This window comes from Neolewinella aurantiaca, from assembly GCF_008014675.1.
In the GTDB taxonomy this organism is placed as follows: Bacteria; Bacteroidota; Bacteroidia; order Chitinophagales; family Saprospiraceae; genus Neolewinella; species Neolewinella aurantiaca.
This window is the reverse complement of record NZ_VOXD01000052.1, coordinates 1-22,629: the sequence shown is the minus strand read 5'-3', so window position 1 is coordinate 22,629 and position 22,629 is coordinate 1. Positions and strand designations below refer to the sequence as shown.

Below are 22,629 nucleotides of genomic sequence, written 5' to 3'. Positions count from 1 at the left end.
TTCTTTATCTTTGACATGGGCTGGCTTGCTTGTGCTTTAGTTGTGGTAAACCAAAGATATGGGCGCCAGCCCAACTTTACGAAACGAGCATTTATGCCCCTAGCCGCAAATGTTCATGCAACACTTAAAGCTCAAAGGCAGCCCTGACGCAGTCGGGCCTGCCGTTGCGCTTTTGTTGGACTAACCCGCCATCCCACGATCCGGCCCTATGGGCATTGAACCAAAGCCGCCCGTTTGGATCGTGGGAAAGGAGGCGCAGAACCATGGTTCCCAGGAAAGAACAGGAGGCCGGCAAGTCAAAAATCCAAGCTAGAATCCGTTGATTTTAGCTAAAATGCGGTTGATGGGCTCAAGAGCTTGTTCAGGTTTAACACTTCGGCTTACTTGCGCCAAATTTAATGCTGCACTTCTTCGCTCAAAACTTCCATAGCTATGGCTATGCAAGTTTCTCGCTCATCGTTCAGCATCAAATTTGTCAGCAATCAGCCAGAAGGCAAAACCCGAACAAGCTCTAAGTATTCCGGGCCGCAGCAAGGCAGCGAACTATTTGACGGCCACATAAACAAAGTCGGCCGGTGGAGCGCGGGTATTGGTAGCCCCCCGGCCCCCAGAAGGGAAGATGTGGATACGGACGAGACTGTCTACAGCACCGCAATCGGGACAGTCGGAGAGCGATCGACCGAGGTGATTCTCCAAAAGATCGCGGGTGCGTTCGGCGCGTGGCTTTTTAGCGGGGACCGTGGCGAGGTCCACTCCGAGACTGGCGCGGGCGGCGGCTAAAGCACTGGACTTGTGGTAGTTGGACAGTATTCCGTAGTGGCGCATCCGTCTAACCGCCGAAGGCAGCCGCGAAGCGAACCCAACCGGGCGGAAGGATGTGGAGACAGAAGCGGCGTAAGAACTCGATCCCATCCAGAGCCATCGTTTTTCGGACGCCCTTTTCCCGGTAGTCCTTATAGTGGAAGCTCACTTTGTCGGGGCCAACATGGAGGAGCCGGTGGTTGGAGATGGCGGTCTTGTGGGTGTAGCGGCCGAGGTATTCGACGACTTGGTATGGCCCTCCGAAGGGGGCTTTGGCATAGACGATCCAGTCTTGTTGATAGCGGGCGCGTCGCCAGCGGTCAATGTCCTTCTTTTTGCTTGGGGCGCAAGGAGGTGGATTGAGCTTTCCGGATAACCAGGCGGTCATGAACGCCCGCAGGAAGATGGTGCGGAAGACCTTGCTCATGGCTTTGACGGGGAAGAGGAAGCCTGATTTCTTCAGTCCCTTTTTCGGTGAGACCCAGTTGCCGTCGGCGTCGAGGCCTCCGGAGGGGATGATGGCGTGGACGTGGGGGTGAAGGCTGAGGTTTTGTCCCCACGTATGTAAAACCATGCTTGCACCTGCGCGCGCGCCGAGCCACTTGTTATCCCTGGCGAAAGTATCCAAAGTATTCCACGCGGAGCGGAATAAAAGGGAATAGCAAAAATTAGCGTTGTAGCGGCAAAAGTTGTTGAACTCATGCGGGATAGTAAAAACGATATGCTGGTAGCGAACGGGTAGCAGCTCCCGTTTCCGGTCTTCGATCCAAAGCTCCCGTTCAAAGCCGCCACACTTTGGGCAGTGGCGGTTGCGGCAGGAATTGTAGCTGGTTTTGCTTGCTCCACAGTCGGTACAAACGGTGATGTGTCCTCCGAGTTCGGCAGTTCGGCAGCGTTCGATGGCGGACAGGGTACGGAGGTGATGAGCCGGAGCCTTTCCCGTTGCACGGTATTTATCGCCGTATATTTTAATTATATCAGCGACTTCGAAAAGCGGACGCTTTTTTGGATTACGCATCGAATAAAAAGGATAACGGAGAGGGTATATCTTTTAATTCAGGAGATGCGTAGCTCAGGTAGCGGAAAGTAGTGCTGAAGTGGGCGTGTCCGAGCAGTTGTTTGAGTCGGATGAGGTTGCCGCCGTGGTTGAGGTACTGGACAGCAAAGCAGTGGCGCAAAGTATGCGGACATACCTTTTTGGTGAGCCCGGCGCGCTTCACGACGGCCCGCACGATGTACTGTACGCCGCGTACGGAGATGCCGCCCGTAGTCGATTTGCGGGTGGTGCTGGTGAAGAGGTAGTCGGCCGGTTTCTCGTCGCGGAAGTAGGCGATGAGTTCGCGGCGCACGGCCTCATCGTAGGGCAGGGTACGTTGTTTTCCGCCCTTTGCGTTGCGGATAATGAGCGTGCGGTGGCGGGCGTCGAAGTCATGTAGTCGGATGCGCGCGACCTCTCCGGCGCGCAGGCCGAGGCCGTAAATAAGGCTGAGGACCAGGCGGTGCTTTGAAGTTTTGGCTGCGGCGAAGAGCTGCTTTAACTCACTGGTAGTCAGCAGTTCTCCAAGTTGTTTAGGTTTGCGCGGGGTAGGGATGTCGACGATGCGGTCGGGGTCGCCGAGGACTTTGCCGAAGAAGTATTTCAGCGCACAGCAAAGGGTGTTGAGGGTGGATTTTCCTATTGATTTTTCCCGCTCGGCGAGAAAGGCGAGGATGTCCCGGGCGGTGATGGCATCGGCTTCGGCATGGTGGTATTCCATCAGGTCGCGCAGCGACCGGGCGTAGTTAATAATGGTACTCGATGTCATTCCCGCGACCCGTAAATGGGCCACGAACCGGTCGAGATCCGGCTGACAATCAGGGTGGTGGGCTATCTGAGCCCGGGACTTTTTTTAGTCACGATGGAATGGTTTGGTTAATAGGTAAGATAGGGGTATTTTTAGGAGACGGTTGGTTATGGCGCGGAGCGGTTGGCGCGGAGCGGCTTAGTTCAACACAGCGCCATCGACAACCCGCCGGAAAATTCTTCGATTGAGCATAAAGTTTAAAGAAATTACCTATCTTCGGTAGGGCAGGGAGCCGGCGAGATGCGTTGGCGCTCCCGTTAGCGGCAATTGAAAATAGATTAGTATTGATATTTTTAATGAAATTGTAGTAGCTATTAAAAAAGTGACTAAAATTTTTAACTTTGTCAATATTCATCTAGTAAGAAATAGAGTAGTGCATTGATATGTTGACTGATGCATCATTTTTAATGGTGTGAACATTGAACGTTAAGTTGATCTTCCGGTACTCGTATTCGCGGATTCTAGTCAACGCGTTTTCTTATTTGATTTTTGAACATTTTTAATGTGCTACTCTTTTTATGAAATTCAAAAAAATTACTGCAAACCGTAGAAACTTTATAAAATTCATCAGTCCATCTGATAATGAGGTTTATGATTTTGATACAGTTAAAAAACTGAGTCAAAATCGACATAACTATTATAAGAAAGTAAAAATCCCAAAGAAAAACGGAGGTTTTAGAGAGATTCTAATAGTTAATGGAGAAATCAAGAGAATACAAGAGAAAATTTTAGAACTTTTGCAATCGGTTTATAACGACTCTTCAACTCCTAAATGTGTCAACGGATTTGTAAAAGGAAGAAGCATCTACGACAATGCTGCCATACATACGAATAAAAAGCATGTTATCAATTTTGACATTAAAGACTTTTTTAAGTCAGTCACTCTGGAAAAAATAAATACTTATTTGTCATATAAACCGATTAGCCTCCCACGAAATCAATATCCAAATGTTTTGATTTCATATTTATGTACTTACGATCGTTATTTACCACAAGGTGCTCCCACTTCACCAATTTTGTCAAATATTGTCCTGAAAAACTTTGACTACGCTATGATTATGCTTGCAAAAAAGCATAAGTTAGTTTATTCTAGATATGCAGACGATTTAACTTTTTCAGGAAATGAGGATATTGATTTTTTTAGTTTCAAAAATACAGTTGCTCAAAAATTGAACAAGCATGGATTCGAGATGAACATGAATAAATCTCGGATTCAGTATTCCTGGCAGAGGCAAATAGTAACGGGACTAGTAGTCAATAATAAAGTGAATATAAAATCTGAGTTTGTAGCTACTACCAAGTCAATGATTTATAACTGGGAAAACTACGGAATAGATATTGCCAAAGAGAAATTTAATCAGCATAGGAAGCATAGTGATGGGATTCACTTTGAGAATGTACTAAGAGGTAGAATCGACTTCATTGGTTCAATCCTAAATAGAAGCGGAGAATACAAAAATCCTGTATTTGCACAATTGAACTTAAAGTATTGGATCTTACTAAATTGTATTGATTACTCATTTGTATCTGAAAAAAGCGTACGAGATAAATTATTTAATAGAAATTATGAAAGTGAAAAAATTGCTTATGATTCTTCGTTGTATGAAAGTCAGGAATATAGGTTTATTAGTTATTGTTTCAAAGTATACACTCAAATGGAAATTATATACAAATATTACTTCTACCTTAGGTTTAATGGAGATTTTATGAAAATTGGGATGTTCATGTATGATAATTCAAAAAATATAAGGAAGCAATTCAAAAGAATGTTTTCTGAATGCGAAGATGAAGATAAAAAAATAAAACTAGCTAAACAAAGAATTTCAGGTATAAAGAATTTAAAAGAAATATCGACATTTAATATTGAGTCTCTGTTTATGGATCAGTTGTACCGAAAAAGAAATAGAAGCCTACCCAAATTTTTCAATTTTATTAGGGAGATAAGAAACTATCATGCTCATGCTGGGGAGAAAATCGTGAAACAAACCTTTGAAGAAGTACAGTCAGATGTAAAGTCTATAATTGAATCAAAAAACTTGAGCGAAGTAACTTTAGAATCTAAGACTTTTACGGGCGTTAGTCACGAAGAACTTAGAAAAATAAATCATTACCAGTTTTATTTATGGTTTCAAAGTAGTCCATTTGATGATGTTAGAGAAATTTTAAAAGAACTCGCTTTTGAAGTGAAGTTGATTGAAAATAGAATAAAGAAGAATGCACACAACACTTAAAGCTCAAAGGCAGCCCTGACGCAGTCGGGCCTGCCGTTGCGCTTTTGTTGGACTAACCCAGGGGAGATGTGGGTGCGGCTGTCTTTGGCACCGCAGTCGGGGCAGTAGGAGACGGGGTGGCTCGGATGGTTACCTAACGACAATAGAGTTCACGAAGAACGGCTAGTATCTTATCTTCCGAATCCAAAACCATCGATCCATGCTCCGACTTACGATACAACTCTGCTTACTGTCCCTCCTCCTTTGCTCCTGTAAAACTGACTCTGCACCTGCGGCCGCGCCCGAAGAAACGGTTGCGGAGGCTAAAGAATTCAAGGCCAACCCTGTCTTGGTCGAAGAGCAGGAAGTGACAACCCTCGCCATCGGCGCTGCTGCGCCGGACTTCAAACTCGTCCGTACCGACGGAATGTACCGGACCCTCGCCGACTACGCCGACGCCGAAGTGCTCGTCGTCGTCTTCACCTGCAATCACTGCCCAACCGCACAGGCTTACGAGCAACGGCTGATCGATTTCACTGCCGACTACAAAGAAAAAGGCGTCGGGGTAGTGGCCATATCGCCCAACAGTCCGCTGGGCGTGATGTACAACGAACTCGGCTACTCCGACCTCGACGACCGGTACGAAGATATGGTCATCCGCGCCCGCGACGCCGACTTCAACTTCGACTATCTCTACGACGGAGACAATCAGGCGGCGAGCCTGAAATACGGTCCCGCCGCGACGCCCCACACCTTCGTCTTCGACGCAGACCGAAAGCTCCGCTACGTTGGCCGGTTAGACAAACACGAGAAACCCGGCACCCTTAACGCCGATGACCTCCGCTTAGCTGTGGATGAACTTCTGGCCGGCCGGGAAGTCTCCACCCCCGAAACCAAAACCTTTGGATGCTCGACCAAATGGGCCTGGAAAGCCGACTACAAAGTGAAGGATGAAGCCCAGTGGAAGGCCCTGCCCGTAACAATGGAAGACATCGACGTCGCCGGCGTCGCCGACCTCCTGAAAAACGATTCAGATAACCTCCGCCTGATCAACTTTTGGGCCACCTGGTGCGGGCCGTGCGTGGCGGAGTATCCCGACTTCGTCGTGTTACAACGGATGTACAGCGGGCGCAACTTCGAGTTCGTCTCCATCAGCCTCGACAAGCCGGGCAAAGCCCCGGCCGCCCTCAAATTCTTACAAAAGTCGCATTCTGCTTTGAGCAATTATGTCTTCACCGGCGAGGATATCTACGAACTGATCGAGGTGATCGATCCGGACTGGAACGGTGCTATTCCCTTTACGATCATGGTTGCTCCGGGCGGTGACGTGGTGTACAAACAGCAAGCCGAAGTAGACTTCCTGGAACTACGGCGTGTCATCGTTGAGCACCCCCTGATCGGGCGCTACTTCTAACTTTTGTTTGCCGGAGCGGGTGGCGATGTCCTGGTCTGAACTGAACAGAGGCTGGCCCGTTAGAGCAAATATGAACGAAAAGTCAAAACAACTTACGCCCGAAGACATCGACCGGGTAATCGCCATGGCCTGGGAAGACCGTACTCCTTTCTCCGCCATTGAGTTTCAATTTGGTCTCGCGGAAGCCGACGTGATCAAACTGATGAAGCGTGAGCTTAAGCTTAGCAGCTGGAAACGCTGGCGTGCCCGGGTACAGGGCCGTAAGACAAAACATGTTGCTAAAAGAACAGAAGAGGTTGGCCGTTTTAAGTCTAAAGCACAGAAGCAAATCACCTACAATAAAATATCCAAGAAGAAATACTAACTTGGACACTCCAAATATTGTCCGGGCTGAATGATGCAAGCATCTTTGGTCCGGGAGATTCAATTGTTTTACGCCCGGGGCACTGCCGATGAACGCACCCCAGGGAAACCCACATTACCGTTTTATGCCTATCAATTTAAGTGAGATTCCAACTACTGCGCCTGATGATCTCGATAAGGATGACGCCCGGAAAATAACCAGGGAACGAGCCAAAAGAATAGCCGAGTTACATCAAAAACTCGTGGCGGAGGGCAAGCACTCCGTCCTCATTGTCCTGCAGGGAATGGATGCCAGCGGCAAAGACGGTGCGATGCGGAACGTATTCGGCGAATGTGCCCCCTTCGGCCTGCGGGCTGTGGGCTGGAAAAAACCCACCGACCTGGAATTTGCTCATGACTTCCTTTGGCGCATCCATAAAGAGGTACCCGCCAAGGGCGAAATGGTGATCTTCAACCGCAGCCATTACGAGGATGTACTCGTCCAGCGAGTCCACGGTTGGATCGATGAAGAACGCGTAGATCGCCGCATAGAAAGCATCAATGCTTTCGAAAAACTCTTGGCCTACGATAACAATACCCTCATCCTCAAATTCTACCTCCACCTGAGTAAAGACCAACAGGCCGAAGAGTTGATGGAGCGCGTGGTTGAAGCCGATAAGCACTACAAACACAACGACGGTGACTGGGAGGAGCGCGAACACTGGGACAAGTACCGCGCAGCCTACGAAGACGTAATCGACCGCAGTGAGATCCCCTGGCACATCGTTGGGGTAGACCAGCGCTGGTACCGCGACTACGTAATGACGGAAGTGATCGTGGATGCACTGGAGAATCTCGGTATGCAGTGGCCCACGCTGGAAACAGAACGGGACTGGTCGTAACTGATTTGGTGAGCCGCTCTCCGAGCGAGAGCGGCCCGGGTACCCTCCGGGCAAGTTGCGGCGAGGGTAGGAGGTAGGACCGAAGGTCCGTTTCTTGTGGCGTGGAGGCTTGTCCCCACGTTTTCGTTGTGCATTTGGGTATACAGACTTGTCCCGATTCACCTTCCCGTAACTCATTATTGTTCATTAACTTAGCCATTCAGAACAGCGCTGAAAAGTTCTCTCGTGTGGCGGCAACTCAGCGACACCCCAATTCAACAACCTATCCCATGGCAGCATCAACCAAAGCAAAATCTAAACTCGAAGCAATCGTAGACGATCTTACGAGTCTCGACGTAGTAACCTTTTCCGGCGACCTCGTGGTAGACCTTAAAGACATTACTACGGAAGAAAACGGGACCATCAACTTTCAGGATGTGATGAAAAACATCAAGGGTAAGGTGGACCGCGACGAGTCTTCCTTCACGGCGATAGCGGCTACCCATATCGCATTAGACAAAGACACCGTTCAGTTTGTAAAAGAAGGGCTTACAGAAGACGAGCAGCGCCTGTTCCACCTTCACCTGGAGGCTGTCGATACCGCCGTCAGCGCACGCGCCGCTATGATCTCTTCTTTGATGCGCATCGCTGGCCTCAACGGCTAAATTTTGGTTTCTACCGACTTCATCGCTGCCTGCCAACGCCTGAAAGACCTCGATCTTTCGGCTGGCAACGCTGTCGTGCTCGACGTTGCGGTAACCGAAGTTATGCCCCCCAGCTACGAAATGCCTTACCGTGCCACCCTCGGGGAAACCTTTGCGCGCAGCGGTCCGGCGCCAGCCAGAAACCGCAGAGGACAGTGGCACGAACTCGTACAGCACCTCCACGACTTGCGCTACATCACCGAGGCTTACTTCGTCGCCTGGCACGAAAGAAGAGCGGCGGATAAAGCACCGCTGCCGCCGCAGTTGGCCCACATTTATGCGGGCATCAGAGTTTACCTCGCGGAAGAAGATTATCCGCTCTATTCCGAACTGGCGCCGTTTCCGGACACGACATTTACTGAACGAACCGAATGGGTGGAAAAGCATCTTTCAATTCTTGTCTTCCGCCTTTCGCAGTTCACCTCTTTCGACGATGAAATGGAGCCTCCGGCGGGTTACAGGGTTGGGGAGCAGACAGTTTACGGTCGCTCGCTCCTTTTTCGGGTACGTGTGCTCTTTGCGTTCGGGCAGCAGGATTTTGCGGACAAAATTTACTTTGATACCAGCCTACTCGGCTACCTCGTGGCGCTCAACAACGGACTCGGCGACCCGGTGAGGGAGTTTATGCCTACGGCCGCTACGGCGGAGCTACCCTTTACTCTTTGGCGCTACCTGTTGAGTTGGGATCAATTGTTTGCTGCTTTCAGGAAACAGAATCGCTTCGTTGCCAACGATGCCGGCAATAGGATGCCCTATATTCTGGTCTACGATATCGAAGAGCAGGTTGGGGGAGCAGCGGTCGAGTTGTCGCGCCAGGAAGAAAGACGACGCGACCGGCTGCAGCGGAAACTGGAAAAACGATTGCGCAACGCGCGCCTGCACCAGGAGACCGGCGGCAACCAGCTGGGATTGAGGTTGCTGCAACTTGGTTTGTGGCGGGCGGGTTTTTACGTTGGAGCTATCGATGGGGCCTTCGGGCCAGTTAGCCATGCCGCCCTGCGCGACCTTCTGGCCCAGGAGTGGGATGCAGACCGACCTGTGGTCAGCCAACGCCAGCTGGGGCTCGCGCTGCAGTCGGGCGATGAAAACGAAGGCAGGGTGTGGGTTGCTGACCTGCGAGCCGTCGGTAATATCCTGGAAGCCTACGCTCCCGCATCAGGAGCCGAAGCAGATTGGGAAGAGAACGCGGTGTGGGAATCGATAAATACCAAAGCGGTAGATCCGGACTGGGAGGAGGAAATACTGAAACGACGGGACGCCGTAGCGCAATTATACCCCGACCAGCGGGTAAATCCCCTGCGCCGCATTTATTACGGCCTTCGGGGGCTGTTGCGCAGCGCCTTCAGGGCTATCGGCAAGATATTGAAATGGGTCATCGATCGCGTGGGCGCGGTCGCAGGTGCAATATTCAGTTTTTTGAAAGCAACGGTAAAACGGATTCAGGAAGGGATCGGGCTCTTTTTCGAGGGCTTCCGCTACTTCACCCATTACCTGCTGGGCAAGCCATTCATCACCACCGGTCCCGAGCGGGAAGACGGTACGGCAACCATCATGGCCACTCGCCTCGTCCTCGATTTTGACACCACCAACTTCGTCTCCTCCGGCGTGACGGATGAAGACATTACCAATCACCGGAACACCCTTCGCCGCCTTCGCGAAGGGCTTGATTTCTTCCTCGAAACCGTAGGCAAAATCTTTAACCTGATCGGTAGCCTCACCACCCCGATGGGGTGGATCAGGCTGGGCGTCCTCATCGCACGTGAGGTGCGCAGGGTTTTACGTGGAGAGCGCATGCTGGCATAGGGTAGCCCCGGCTTTAGCCGGTGGCTTGGAAGTTTATTTGTTGAGCTGCCGGCTAAAGCCGGAGCTACTGCACGGCCGTTTGCCTTGCTGTTCTACCTATTATGTTTTGTTTAGGGTAGCCCCGGCTTTAGCCGGTGGCTTGGAAGTTTATTTGTTGAGCTACCGGCTAAAGCCGGAGCTACTGCACGGCCGTTTGCCTTGCTGTTCTACCTATTATGTTTTGTTTAGGGTAGGCCCGGCTTTAGCCGGTGGCTTGGAAGTTTATTTCTTGAGCTACCGGCTAAAGCCGGGGCTACTGCACGGCCGTTTGCCTTGCTGTTCTACCTATTGTGTTTTGTTTAGGGTAGCCCCGGCTTTAGCCGGTGGCTTGGAAGTTTATTTCTTGAGCTACCGGCTAAAGCCGGAGCTACTGCACGGCCGTTTAACTTACCTGGCATCCTGCGTTAGCGCCATAAAAAAGCCCCCGCTCACCAAAGTGAACGGGGGCTCCTGTTATAAGGTAGCGCCGGAGCGACTACAACTTACTTGAAGGTGTAACGAACACCAAGCTGCATAGACCAGCGGCTGCTACGAAGACCAGAGTCATCGAGGCTGTCGTCAAATACTTCGTCGGGGCTGATGCCGTCAAGAATTTCACGGTTGACGGTGTAGGTTGGTACACCAGCATCGCTAACATCCTCAATATTAACAAGCGTATACGTACCAAAACCACGGTTGTTGATCCGACCCCACTCCTTGTTCAGGAGGTTGTTGAGGTTGAATACGTCGATAGAGAACTCGAGGATGTTGGACTTAGAACCAGACTGAACCTTGAAGCGCTGCAGGAAGCGGGCATCGAAGACAGTTTTGAAGGGCAGTGCAGCACCGTTACGCTTAGCGTAGCTGCCACGCTCGTCGCTCAGGTGATCATCAGCGTTGATGAATGCGTCGAGAGCAGCGTACTGCTCAGCAGGAGTGTTGCCATTGAAATCAGTTATGAGGTTGATCTCGCTGGCGTTGTTAGGAATGTAAGCAGCATCGTTAAAATCAAAACCTCCGTCATTGACTAGCTCTTCGACATCACCACCAACTACGTAGGTGTAAAATCCACCGTTCTGACCGTTCATGAACAGGGAGAAAGTCTGACTGCTGTTCTTACCCTCAAGGGTGTAAGCAACGTTACCGAAGATACGGCCACCGTTAGCGAAGGTAGAACGCTGAACAGGACCTTCGTTGTTACGACCTTCAGCATCGTAGTAGCCACGCCACTGTGAGCTGTTCTGGCTGGAAGTACCGTCGAACAGGGAGTAAGAGTCACCGTAAGAGTAACCAAGTGTACCGAGGAAACCGTTGGTGTAAGGCTTACTGATTACAACGCTACCGTTGTAAGTGTAACCTTTGTCGGTGTTGGTGCCGAGGTAGATGCCGGTGTAGTCGGTGTCAAGAAATTGAGATGGAGGCGTATCGGGATCGTTGTCGTTATCAATGTTCTGGTAGTAAATGCGATTGTCAGGCGTACCTGTGAGACGGTTGATGGCAGCGGGGTTGAGGTCAATACGCTGGTAACGAACGAAGTTGTTAGACTTCGTGTAGAGGGCGTCTACGCTCAGCACGAGGCCGAGGGGCAGTTTGTAGTCAAGCGCAAGGTTAAATTTGGTCGTCTGTGGCAGTTTGAAGTTTTCAGCGAAAAGATCAATCTGACCGGAGGGAGAAGGGTCGTTAACATCAATTTCACCGGGGGCCTGAGTATTAACATCAGGATTAAAAACTTCACTGTTATCCAAGCGAGTACCACCTACGTTGAAACCGAAGTTGTTGTAAGCGCCACCAGGCCATACCAGAGGAATGCGGCTGGTGAAGATACCTACACCACCACGGAGCTGGAGGCTCTGATCACCGAAGATGTCGTAATTGAATGCGATACGCGGGCTGAAGGCCAGCTGGGTCTTGATGAACTGGCCGGTTTTAGCACCTTCCAGGTCGTAACCAGCAGCTTCCAGTTGCGGGATAACGGTGTTGTTGAAGTCAGCGTTGAGCGGCAGGTCAGATGGCCAGATCGGCACGTCGAGACGAAGACCACCGGTTACGCGCAGCTTTTCGTTTACAACGTACTCGTCCTGAACGTAAAAACCGATGAGCGTCTGGTTGAGGTTGGCAATAGCTCCGCTTTCGTCGCCGGAGATGTTGTCTACCTGGCTGTAGCTACGCTCAAAACGGCTGGAAGGAAGTCCTTGGTAGAACTGCTCAAGACCAGAAAGTTCGTCGGTACCGTTGAAGTCGTAGTCACCGTAGTTCTGACGGATGAAGAGGTTACCAGCCTGGAAGAATTCCGCGTTGGCGCCGATCAGGATGTTGTGACGACCTTTGTAAATGCTAAGGTCATTACGAACCGTGATTACGTCCTGGTTGAGAAGGTTAGCAGTAGAGAACGGCTCGCCACCGAACTGAATGCTACCGTTGTTACCGTCACGGATGTTAACCACAGGGAAAGGATCGCCCAGTGGGTCACGGTCGTCACGAACGAAGGTTGCACCAACGGTAAGGTTATTCGCCATGTTGGAGAATACACTGTTCAGTTCGAGTGCAGAACTGTTAGTGGTAGACTTGAAGAACTGTGAACCATTGAGGAAACCGATGAATCCGGAACCAGAGGTACGAGCGCTCAGGTTTTCAGCACTTACGTAAGAGTGACGAACAGAGAGTTTGTGGGTCTGGCTGAGGTTGAAGTCAAGCTTACCAATGATCTTTTCGCTGTTAAGGGTAGAAGAGTTGTTGTCGAAGCTACCCACGTTGTAACCGTAAGTGTCGCTTACGAAATCAACCAGCTCCTGAATGCCTTCGGCATCAGAGTCACCACGGTAGTTGTCGAAGTCGAATGTCTGAGGCGTTTCATCGCGCTGGATTTCAGCGTTGATGAAGAAGTGTACTTTGTCCTTAACGATTGCACCACCAAGGCGGGCACCGTAAGTTTTAGCACTGAAAGGTGCAAGAGAAGGGAAGGTGTACTTTCCGTCTTCGGTTGTGAAACCGTTGTCGCGGGTAAGGCCTTCGTTGCGGAAGAGGTAGTAAGCAGAACCTTCGAGGTTGTTGGTACCGGAACGCGTTACTGCACTGATGGCACCACCAGCAAAACCACTTTGGCGAATGTCGAAAGGAGCAGTAGAAACAACAAACTGTTCAACAGCGTCAACAGAGATAGCGGATACACCAGTCTGGCCACCGTTAGTACCCTGAGCCGAAAGACCGAATGCATCGTTGTTTACAGCACCATCGATGTAGATAGAGTTGAAACGGTTGTTTTGGCCAGCGATAGAAACACTTCCTCCGTCAGGATCAACCTTAGCAAGTGGGTTGAGGCGGGCAAAGTCAGCAATGCTTCTGTTCAGTGTTGGCATGGAGTTGATCTGCTCTTCGCTGATTGTTGTCTCCTGGCCGGTGCGCTTACCGTTGAAGATGTCAGAGCGATTAGCTACAACCTCAATACCTGTAAGCTCTACAGCATCGGTACCCATCTCCTGGCTGAACTGGAACGCCTGGCCAAGCTGAAGGTAGATGCCGTCCTGTACGATTGGCTCGTAGCCAACGTAAGTAGCGGTAACGATGTAAGGACCACCAACGCGCATACCTGGCAGACGGAAAAATCCGTCGAGATCAGTAACGTTACCGTACGTGGTACCAGATGGAGTGTGAACAGCCTGGACCGTAGCGCCAATAAGGGCTTCACCGGAATTACTGTCGGTCAGCTTACCGAACATGGAAGCTGTTGTAACACCCTGGGCAGACATCGTCAGAGACGCAGCCAGCAAGAGCGCTACCGTTAAAAATTGAGTTAAGATCCTCATGCGGAAAAAATTTGGATTAAGTTGATTAAACCGTGGTGCATACAAACATACACCTCATTTCATGCCGCAAAGGTCCAACTCTATCCAATAGCCTACGTTAAGTGAATGTTAAGTCTTAAGCAGGCGCTTCCACAAAAACAATCGGTCTTACCCGGAATAATTAGTCATCCTGGCGTGCGAATACACGTTTCAGCAGATCGGTATTCCGTAAGGCGGGGTTCTCGCGCAATTCCGTTTCTTTTACCTCGACGAGACCAAATAATCCATCTAATGCGCGCTCTGTTACGTAAGCATCAAGTTCTGGGTTTGTCTTCTTAACGAAAGGTAATTTATTGTACGCTGTAACCGCCTTATTCCAGAGTTCATTGGCGTTTACCTCGTCCAAACTGTTGCGAATGATGGGCTGAAACTCATTTGCGAGGGGAGCAGAAGTACTGCTTTCGAGGTAACGGGTAGCAGCATCCTGCTCGCCGAGGAGCAGATTCATGGCGTCCGTGATGGTGAGACCGGTGATGGCGTCGACAAAAATCGGACCCGCTTTGGCGGCTGCCAGCTCAGCTGCTTTATTGACACGCTCGGTAAGATCCTGCTCCAGATTGCCGAAACCAGGAACCATAGCGAGCTTTTCTATCACAGTCTGGGCCTCTTCCGGAAGGAGAATTTTATAAGGACTTGCGTAGTAGCCATCGACAGCGGAAAGAGAGGTTACTGCTTTCTCAACACCCTGGTTGAGGGCCTCCTTAAGGCCTTTACCGATTTCGTCTTCGGAGAGAGGGTTGTTGCCACTCAGCACCGCATCGGCTTTGTCGGAGGCTTGCTTTAGCAATTTGCCGAATTGAGCCTGGGCAGGGGCCGCGGTGAAAAGAAGAGCCGCCAAAAGAAGGAACGAGTAGACAGTACGCATAGGATTATTCTGTTTGTTATGGCCTAAGGAACGCCAACCTTATATATAAGGATGTATGGGGTATGTTAAGATTTGACTAAAATCGCGAAAACGTCTGGCCTCTGCGGTTTCGGGAACAACAATCGGGATGGGGCTGCCAGGCTCCGGCCGGTGCATAAAGCTGCGGCGAACATCTTCCGACGGCACTGCTGTTCAATGGATAAAGCAAACCCCACCAATGGAAGAACTATTACATCAGGCAGCAATGTGGATCAAGCTTGTCGTGGAAGCCGTAGGCATCCTGATCGTAGCGTATGGGGTGCTTTCCTCTTTGTTTTTGTACGGCCGTCACCTCTTTGGGAGCTCCGACGTGAATTACCTGCCGTTGCGCCGCAGCCTGGCGCGCTACCTGATCGTTGCGTTGGAATTTCAACTCGCAGCAGATATTCTGAGTACGGCCATTGCGCCGGACTGGGAAGAAATCGGGCAACTGGCTGCCATTGCTGCCATCCGAACGGTGCTCAACTATTTCCTCGAACAGGAAATAAGCGTAAGCGATTCGGAAGACGTGCCCGCGCCCGACGAAGAAGCGAAGCCGGTAGTAGACTGATTTACCGATCAATGCCAGCCGAGATCATCCGGCTGAACTCCTGGTAGAGCTGTTGGTATTCAGGGTGGCTCGCCAGCAGGTGCAAATGACGGTTCATAGTGGCCTGGTCTCCGCGGGCAGCAGCGCCGGTCTGGCTGAGACGGGGAGCAACTCCGTCTTGTTTGAGGGCGGTATTTCTGATAATTGGGAGGAGCACACTAAAGGGGATGTCACTTTCAGTACAGAGCTGGTGACTGATCTCGTAGAGCCAGGTAACAAAGTTGTTGCTAAAGACCGCAGCAAGGTGAAGTTTTGCCCGTTGGGCGTCGTCGAGCAGATGTGTTTCGTCGGAGAGCTTTGCTGTTAACTCAGCCAGCACCTGCGTCAGCGCCGGATCAGTGGCGTGGTAGACCAGCGGAAGCTCTTTCCAGTCGGTTACCGGCTCTCCGGCCCTGAGACTGCGGATGGGCCACAAGGCACCCCGATGCGCAAAGTGGCTGTTGATCATCGCCGTTGGGGTGGCGCCGCTCGTATGGATTACCGGCACCTCCGGCGAAAAATAATTGGCCAGTTCCGTTGATGCCTGATGAATAGCGTCGTCGGGCACAGCGAGGACCACCAAATCCGGAACAAAGGATATTTCGGACAGCGGCTGAATACGTACGGGCCAGTCGGCTACCCGATCGGGGTTGCGGGTAACCAAAGTCACGTCGTATTCCGCCTGTTGGAGCACCTGGACCAAATGCCACGACAGGTTGCCCGCTCCAATTACTAGTATCTCTTGCATGGCTGCAAGGTAATGCATGTACTACTTTGGCGACCCCGGATTTCACCGGGAACTGTTTAGCTTACTTGCCGGCGGGTCGCCAGTCCAATTCTTTTAGCCTGGCGAAGCCGGATGAAAGTTGGCCTGTCGACTCCCGCCTGTTTCCCGTCCCGCCTGTCGACTCCCGCCCTTTCCTCATCTCGCCCGTTGACTTCCCGCCTGTTCCCCATCTCGCCCGTCGACTTCCCGTCTGTTTCCCGTCTCGCCCTGTCAACTCCCGCTTGTTCCCCATCTCGCCCGTCGACTCCCGCCCGTTTCCCGTCTCACGACTTCCACCTCCTCAATGTAATGGTATGTGCTTAGCTTTACGCTAAAGAGTACATACCTGAATTTTACTGGTTTTCCCCGCATTAGATTAAACGAGGATCAGGTCAACTGTGTACCGATGAAAAAATCCAATATGACTGACATCAAATTAACAGAATACTCCCATGGAGCAGGCTGCGGCTGTAAAATCGCTCCCGCCGTACTGGACACCATTCTGGGGCAAACTCAAAAAGGCCCCGACTTCCCCAACCTTTTAGTCGGGAATCATGAACGTGATGACGCCGCAGTATTTGACCTGGGCGACGGCACCGCAGTAATCAGCACGACCGACTTCTTTATGCCCATCGTCGACGACCCGCTCACCTTTGGCCGCATTGCGGCCACGAACGCAATTTCCGATGTTTACGCAATGGGAGGAACGCCCATGATGGCCATCGCCATCCTTGGCTGGCCCATCGATAAGCTGCCACCGGAGGTGGCAGGTCTGGTGGTGGAAGGAGGACGGCAGGCTTGCGCCGATGCAGGAATCCCCCTGGCCGGAGGGCACAGCATCGACAGTCCTGAACCAATCTTTGGTCTTGCCGTAAACGGCAGGGTAGACATCAAAAATCTGAAAAAGAACGGAGGCGCAAAACCGGGAGATGAACTGTTTCTCACTAAGCCTATCGGAGTAGGCATTCTCAGTACCGCCCAGAAAAAGAAGAAACTGAAACCAGAACACGCTCACCTGGCAGCAGAACAAATGGTCCGCCTGAACAAGATCGGAGTCGTCCTCGGTACCCTCGACTACGTACACGCAATGACCGATGTGACCGGCTTTGGCGTGCTGGGGCATCTAACCGAAATGTGTAGAGCCAGCGAGACAACCGCTACTGTACGCCTTGCTGATGTTCCGCTGATCGACGAAGCTATCCTTGACCACTACCTCGCTGAAGGCTGCATCCCCGGAGGGACGAAACGGAACTGGGCCAGTTACGGACACCACGTAACGCTTTCGACAGACCGGCAGAAATGGCTGCTTGCAGACCCGCAGACAAGTGGGGGCCTGCTGTGTTCCGTCGCACCCGAACAAGCGGATACTTTCCGGGAAATATGCATGCTTCATGAAATAAGCATCGAAGCTTTTGGAACCATGGGCCCGGCACAAACAGACAAGCTGGTGCAGGTATTATAAAGTTTCGGTGTGCGCAGGGAATTAGGGTAAGTGCAACTTAAAAGGCACACAAAACGTTAATCCACGGTAAATTAAATGTTAACTCAGTGTAAATTTATTATATTTACATTTGAAACGGGCCGTGGTATCTACAATAGCCCCATAAAATTCCTTGCTTTATGGCAACTAAATTGCACAAAGAAAAGCAGCGCTTCAACGATAAAGTAGTTATCGCGTTGCTCGGTGTAGCCATCCTCGCGCTACTTTACGGAACGGCTTACAGCCTTATTGTTGAGCCCTCTGAGCCTTTAAAGGCCGGAATGTTTCTGCTGTCAGCATTGGCCGTAAGCGGCTGGCTTTACTACCTGGTTCAGCTCCGGCTGGAAGTGAAAATCAGCGATAAAAGCATCAAGTATCAGATGGCTCCTTTGCATACTTCCAGCAGGAAGATCAAGTGGAAAGAGGTCGAAGAATGCGCCATCGTTAAGACCCCGAAAGTTGCCCAATGGCACGGAGCTAACTTATGCTACGGCGCAGAGTCCCGTTTCAGCCTGGTGGGTAGGAACGGATTATCGTTGACCACAAAAGACGGTCGTAAATACTTCATCGGCTGTAGCGATGTAGACCAACTTCAGGAAGCGATGCAGTCACTTTCTCTGGGGTAGAGTGTAGAATGTAGTTGGTAAAACGTAGTTGATAGTACTGTGTATCAGGCGTTTGGAACGCAAATGAGGGAGTTGGTAGAATGTAGTCGGTAGTGCCTTGTATCAGGTATGAGCAGTTCTATTCCTAATTCAGTGGCGCATGCGTGCCGGGCACTACCCACTACCTGCTACGTTCTAGAAGCGGGCACTATCCACTACATTCTACTGTCTATATTCTAAAAGTGGATAAGCGTCTCATCCAGCTGATCTCAGTCCCGGTTTTTCCAGGAGAGGAGGCTTATTTCTGCTATGATTTCTCCGGCGGCTAAGTCACGTTCCACGCTTATGACTTTGCCACTGGCAAAGCCGTAGCCAAAGTCGATGCCGTCGAGGACAGCTTCAGGCGTTGATGCGGAGGAAACGATGTACTCAATTCCGGAACGGTCATTGAGGTGAAGATTCTTTACCGGATCGCTGCCCAGGACGGAAGTCTCGCTTACAGAGGAGACGTGGAACTGCCAGTTTGCAAAGTTTTGGTTTTCTTCGAGCACGGGTTCGAGGCCTCCGTGTTGGGCCATCCGCTTGAAGGCGAGTTCGGTATTCCGCTGGTCTGCAGGAATCTTTGATTCATCGAAGTTGCGGCCTCCGCACGAGCAGAAGAGCGAGATGAGCAGAAGCAGACAGGGCAGGCGGGTCATATGCAGGGTTTTGCGGGCAAGATAATGCTCCTGGAAGCATCCGGGAGAGCGGAAAGTGTAAATTCAGGCTGATGGGTTTGTTGCAAGCACCCGGTCGCAGTAATTTACGCGAATTAAAGTCATGAGCCTCAGCCACCATCCGAATATCGGAGGTGGAAAAGAGGACGTCCAACCATCATTGCACCTGCGCGAGCGCCAAAAGAAGATCATGAAGCCATTTGTTTTTTTACTCATCCTCAGTTTCCCCAATTTATTATCCGGTCAGTTTTCGGCCAACTTTCTTGACCTTGGTCGTGATAGCATCCACTTTCTGGTAAATTACCCTGAGGGTTACGAAGAAGGAAAGAAAGACTGGCCCCTGGTGTTGTTCCTGCACGGTGGGGGAGAGTCAGGGAATGATCTGGAGAAAGTGAAAGTACACGGCCCGACCAAACACATTGCGGCGGGCAAACAATTTCCGTTCGTAACGCTTGCTCCTCAGAACAAATACGTTCGTGGGTTTTGGGATATTGCTGCACTTGGTCACCTGCTCGATGATTTTGTGGCGAAGCACCGGATCGACGAAGACCGGATTTACCTAACCGGGCTAAGCCGGGGCGGGCTCGGTGCGTGGATGCTTGCGATGCAAAACCCCGGACGGTTTGCGGCTCTGGTCCCTGTTTGCGGTGCTGTGCCGGCAAGCTACGACATCTGGATACCGGAGGATTTGCCTGTCTGGATTCATCACGGTGCCGAAGACGTCCTGATCCATCCCTCTGAGTCCATCCGGATGGCGGAAAACCTGCGGGCCAAAGGAATGAAACCTAAACTCACGATCTACGAAGGAATAGGGCATAACGCCTGGGACCCGGCTTACGCCGACCCGGAGCTGTATAAATGGTTGCTTGAGCAGGTAAGATCTCAGGAATCCGAAACGAAGAATTAGGCCGGCGCTGCAGCTAATGGATTCGGGTTTGCGTCTGCTAGATTTTCGTCTCTACAAAAGCTCGGACAACCTGTAGCCCCATATTGAAATCGGTATTGTTGTTGACGATGATATCGGCTTTGCCGATGTAAGGCTCTACGTATTTCTCGTAAGAAGGTAAAACGTGGTGTTCGTAGCGGTACAGAACGTCGTCGAGCGGGTAATTGCGTTCGATCTGGTCGCGTTTTATCCTCCGGATCACCTTCAGGTTGTCTTTGGCGTGCAGGAAGATGCGTAAGTCGAGCATTTTGCGCAACTCTTTATAGTGGAAGACAAAGAGCCCTTCGACGATGATAACCGGAGCAGGCTGGAAGGTGAGCAGCTTTGGTTCGACCAGCTCATTATTGAAGACGTATTCCTGGCGGGTTACAGGTTTACCGGAGCAGAGAATTTTGAGGTCGCGGATAAATTCATCCCGGTAGATGGATTTAGGACGATCAAAATTAACGATGCCCTGGTCGTCCACTTTTTGTTGTTCGCGGGGGAGGTAGTAATCGTCCATACTCAGGTAACAGACCTGGGATTGGTCCAGGCCTTCCCGTAATTGACGGATGAAAGTAGTTTTGCCAGAACCGGAGCCACCGGTTATACCGATCAGGAAGGGATGCTTCATGGCGCGAAGGTAGAAACTAAGTGCAATAAAAATAACAAATCGGGGGTCCGGAAAGGAAGAGAAATGAAGCTTAAGCGGCAAACGAAGCGCTTCTGCCAGTAAATCAGTCTGCTGTATTCTAATTTCTAGTTTCTACCTTCGCGCCATGACTTTTGCCAACGACCTCTTTCGCTGTATGCTCGGTATGTCCGTCATGCTTGCTGTATGTTACTTTTTTAGCCGTAACCGGAAAGCGATTGACTGGAAGCTTGTAGGTATTGGTGTCGCAATGCAGTTTGTATTGGCCATACTGATCCTCAAAGTTCCCGGAGTGTCAATAATCTTCGATTACATTGCAACCGGATTTCGGAAAACCCTGGAGTTTACCGCAGCAGGCTCGGAATTTTTGTTCGGGAGCATCGTGAACGACATGGATAGTTTCGGCTACATTTTCGCCTTTCAGGTGCTGCCTACGGTGGTTTTCTTTTCAGCTTTATCGGCTATTCTGTACTACCTCGGTATTCTTCAGAAGGTGGTTTACGGGTTAGCCTGGCTGCTGAGCAAGGCGATGGGACTGAGCGGGCCGGAGAGCCTGGCCGCTGCGGCTAACGTCTTTATTGGTCAAACTGAAGCCCCGCTGGTCGTGAAGCCTTATCTCGACAAAATGACTCCCTCAGAGTTGCTCTGTGTTATGGTAGGAGGCATGGCCACCATTGCGGGTAGTGTATTCGTAGCCTACGTTGGTTTTCTGGGAGGCTCTGATCCGGAAATGCAGCAATTCTTCGCCAAGCACCTCCTCACCGCCAGTATGATTTCGGCTCCGGCGGCCATTGTTTGTGCAAAGATGCTGGTACCCGAAACTCCGGAAGAACTGGCCGCAGTAACCAACGAAGACGGCACTTCGGCCGGCATCACGCCGAAGAAAGACAGCCGCCTGGAAATGGCAGCCGACGACAGCAACAATCTCCTCGACGCCATTAGCCGGGGCACGACCGACGGATTAAAGCTCGCCGTCAATGTAGGCGCAATGCTGCTGGTATTCACCGCTTTGATCTTCATGCTCAACGAAATTTTCCTGGGTGGCACCAACCTGGTAAATGACCTGTTCGCTTATTTCAATCCCGACATCGGCAACTGGAACGATGCCATCAAAGCGTCTACAAACGGGCGTTTCGAAGGCTTCAGCTTTACCTATCTACTAGCGCTGTGCTTTGCGCCGGTTGCATGGATAATAGGCGTACCGTGGGATGACATCACGGTAGTGGGGCAGCTGCTCGGTCTCAAGACCGTTATCAATGAATTTGTGGCCTACGATACCTTCCGGGTGGTTCAGGCCGGAGGAGCCGAGCTGAGCTCTAAGGCTACCCTCATCGCCGCATACGCATTGTGTGGCTTCGCCAATTTTGCCAGCATTGGCATACAGGTTGGCGGTATCAGCGCAATCGCGCCCAAACAACGCAAAAACCTCACAGATTTGGGCATGATCGCCCTGATAGGCGGTACCGTTGCCTGTCTGATGACGGGGTGTATTGCTGGCTTGTTTCATGGCTAGGCGCGGCCGCAGGTACAATGATGGTTTTGGATAGGTCGCTTTTATCTCTGGTGAATAGTTTGGGAGGGGGGGGCTTTGGTTGCGTTCTTGGCGCGTAGAGGTTTGATCGGAGTGAAACTCCTCCACCGAGGCCCGAGGGCTGCGTTCCCTCCCGTTTTGCCCGTTCATTTTTTCTTGATAAAAAACGAACCAAAAAATCAAGGCTGTGCCACCGGCTGATCGTGGAATCCAATTTCTGAAGCCTAAAATGGAAAAACTCGCGTCGGCGTTTGTCGGGTTGTTTCCTGGCTTGTTAGTCCGTCGAAGTTTTTGGTGCCGATTTCCGGGTTTTGGGAACGCTCAGACAGTTTCCATTTTTAAACGGCTTCAAAAACCGGATTCCACTGCCGGTGCCAAGGCCGAAGCAGGAGGGACTGAACTCTGCGTTCTGCATTCTACACTTTGATTGCTGAGCGAATATTCAGAATCCCGATCCGGTCCGACTCTCCTGAAAAACTGAAGTTCGGCATTGAGGGCCGCCGGCAGGCAAGGTTAGACGGGATGTAGTGCGGGCTCAATCGGAGTCGAACTCCTCCACCGAGGCCCGAGGGCTGCGTTCCCTCCCGTTTTGCGCGTTCATTTTTTCTTGATAAAAAACGAAC

General features: G+C 51.0%; 19 protein-coding genes. 11 read left to right on the top strand and 8 right to left on the bottom strand.

What is annotated here, in order from left to right; all coding sequences use genetic code 11:
- Nucleotides 1-543: 543 nt before the first annotated feature.
- The 3 genes from FUA23_RS21155 to FUA23_RS21145 are packed head-to-tail and all read right to left on the bottom strand — an operon-like array spanning nucleotide 544 to nucleotide 2,630.
- On the bottom strand, nucleotides 544-825 hold the full coding sequence (locus FUA23_RS21155) for a hypothetical protein (RefSeq protein ID WP_147932776.1): 282 nt from the start codon (nucleotides 823-825) through the stop codon (nucleotides 544-546).
- A 4-nt stretch (nucleotides 826-829) separates the two neighbouring features.
- Entirely contained in the window at nucleotides 830-1,819 is a 990-nt protein-coding gene (locus FUA23_RS21150; protein ID WP_147932775.1) for an IS91 family transposase, read from the bottom strand.
- A complete protein-coding gene (locus FUA23_RS21145) occupies nucleotides 1,812-2,630 on the bottom strand; it encodes a tyrosine-type recombinase/integrase (protein ID WP_262713719.1) in 819 nt (272 codons plus the stop codon). Before FUA23_RS21145 ends, FUA23_RS21150 begins: the two co-directional genes overlap by 8 nt.
- 533 nt (nucleotides 2,631-3,163) lie before the next feature.
- Between FUA23_RS21145 and FUA23_RS21140 the strand changes: the two genes are divergently transcribed.
- The 6 genes from FUA23_RS21140 (at nucleotide 3,164) to FUA23_RS21115 (ending at nucleotide 9,999) form a co-directional block, all read left to right on the top strand.
- Complete coding sequence (locus FUA23_RS21140; protein ID WP_147932773.1) at nucleotides 3,164-4,876, top strand: reverse transcriptase family protein; 1,713 nt, start codon at nucleotides 3,164-3,166, stop codon at nucleotides 4,874-4,876.
- Nucleotides 4,877-5,075: 199 nt separating this feature from the next.
- Entirely contained in the window at nucleotides 5,076-6,269 is a 1,194-nt protein-coding gene (locus FUA23_RS21135) for a redoxin domain-containing protein (RefSeq protein WP_147932772.1), read from the top strand.
- Between the two features lie 70 nt (nucleotides 6,270-6,339).
- Nucleotides 6,340-6,633: a TIGR03643 family protein gene (locus FUA23_RS21130; protein WP_147932771.1), complete on the top strand. Its 294-nt coding sequence runs from the start codon at nucleotides 6,340-6,342 to the stop codon at nucleotides 6,631-6,633.
- A 124-nt stretch (nucleotides 6,634-6,757) separates the two neighbouring features.
- Nucleotides 6,758-7,513 (top strand): PPK2 family polyphosphate kinase, encoded by a 756-nt coding sequence (locus FUA23_RS21125; protein WP_147932770.1) that lies wholly within the window; start codon nucleotides 6,758-6,760, stop codon nucleotides 7,511-7,513.
- Between the two features lie 269 nt (nucleotides 7,514-7,782).
- Complete coding sequence (locus tag FUA23_RS21120; protein WP_147932769.1) at nucleotides 7,783-8,157, top strand: hypothetical protein; 375 nt, start codon at nucleotides 7,783-7,785, stop codon at nucleotides 8,155-8,157.
- A 3-nt stretch (nucleotides 8,158-8,160) separates the two neighbouring features.
- A complete protein-coding gene (locus FUA23_RS21115; protein ID WP_147932768.1) occupies nucleotides 8,161-9,999 on the top strand; it encodes a hypothetical protein in 1,839 nt (612 codons plus the stop codon).
- A gap of 521 nt (nucleotides 10,000-10,520) precedes the next feature.
- Here FUA23_RS21115 and FUA23_RS21110 read toward each other — a convergent pair.
- Together FUA23_RS21110 and FUA23_RS21105 are read right to left on the bottom strand one after the other, a co-directional pair.
- Nucleotides 10,521-13,820, bottom strand: coding sequence for a TonB-dependent receptor (locus FUA23_RS21110; RefSeq protein ID WP_147932767.1), 3,300 nt, complete (start codon nucleotides 13,818-13,820; stop codon nucleotides 10,521-10,523).
- A 160-nt stretch (nucleotides 13,821-13,980) separates the two neighbouring features.
- Complete coding sequence (locus FUA23_RS21105; RefSeq protein ID WP_147932766.1) at nucleotides 13,981-14,724, bottom strand: DUF4197 domain-containing protein; 744 nt, start codon at nucleotides 14,722-14,724, stop codon at nucleotides 13,981-13,983.
- 217 nt (nucleotides 14,725-14,941) lie between these two features.
- Between FUA23_RS21105 and FUA23_RS21100 the strand changes: the two genes are divergently transcribed.
- On the top strand, nucleotides 14,942-15,313 hold the full coding sequence (locus tag FUA23_RS21100; protein WP_147932765.1) for a DUF1622 domain-containing protein: 372 nt from the start codon (nucleotides 14,942-14,944) through the stop codon (nucleotides 15,311-15,313).
- Between the two features lies 1 nt (nucleotide 15,314).
- On the opposite strand, the gene FUA23_RS21095 is transcribed toward FUA23_RS21100, so the two are convergent.
- On the bottom strand, nucleotides 15,315-16,079 hold the full coding sequence (locus FUA23_RS21095) for a DUF2520 domain-containing protein (protein ID WP_187271172.1): 765 nt from the start codon (nucleotides 16,077-16,079) through the stop codon (nucleotides 15,315-15,317).
- 439 nt (nucleotides 16,080-16,518) lie between these two features.
- Here FUA23_RS21095 and selD point away from each other — a divergent pair, with 439 nt between their 5' ends.
- Both selD and FUA23_RS21085 read left to right on the top strand, forming a co-directional pair.
- Nucleotides 16,519-17,559, top strand: a complete 1,041-nt coding sequence (selD, locus tag FUA23_RS21090) for a selenide, water dikinase SelD (protein ID WP_147932763.1) — start codon at nucleotides 16,519-16,521, stop codon at nucleotides 17,557-17,559.
- 158 nt (nucleotides 17,560-17,717) lie between these two features.
- A complete protein-coding gene (locus FUA23_RS21085; protein WP_147932762.1) occupies nucleotides 17,718-18,203 on the top strand; it encodes a hypothetical protein in 486 nt (161 codons plus the stop codon).
- Between the two features lie 248 nt (nucleotides 18,204-18,451).
- Here the strand turns inward: FUA23_RS21085 and FUA23_RS21080 are convergent, their stop codons facing one another.
- On the bottom strand, nucleotides 18,452-18,880 hold the full coding sequence (locus tag FUA23_RS21080) for a hypothetical protein (protein ID WP_147932761.1): 429 nt from the start codon (nucleotides 18,878-18,880) through the stop codon (nucleotides 18,452-18,454).
- Nucleotides 18,881-19,001: 121 nt separating this feature from the next.
- Here FUA23_RS21080 and FUA23_RS21075 point away from each other — a divergent pair, with 121 nt between their 5' ends.
- The gene (locus FUA23_RS21075) at nucleotides 19,002-19,805 is read left to right on the top strand and encodes a carboxylesterase family protein (protein WP_147932760.1); all 804 of its coding nucleotides are present in this window, start codon (nucleotides 19,002-19,004) and stop codon (nucleotides 19,803-19,805) included.
- A 37-nt stretch (nucleotides 19,806-19,842) separates the two neighbouring features.
- On the opposite strand, the gene FUA23_RS21070 is transcribed toward FUA23_RS21075, so the two are convergent.
- On the bottom strand, nucleotides 19,843-20,457 hold the full coding sequence (locus tag FUA23_RS21070; RefSeq protein WP_147932759.1) for a uridine kinase family protein: 615 nt from the start codon (nucleotides 20,455-20,457) through the stop codon (nucleotides 19,843-19,845).
- Between the two features lie 145 nt (nucleotides 20,458-20,602).
- Between FUA23_RS21070 and FUA23_RS21065 the strand changes: the two genes are divergently transcribed.
- Entirely contained in the window at nucleotides 20,603-21,988 is a 1,386-nt protein-coding gene (locus tag FUA23_RS21065) for a NupC/NupG family nucleoside CNT transporter (RefSeq protein WP_147932758.1), read from the top strand.
- Nucleotides 21,989-22,629 lie beyond the last annotated feature (641 nt).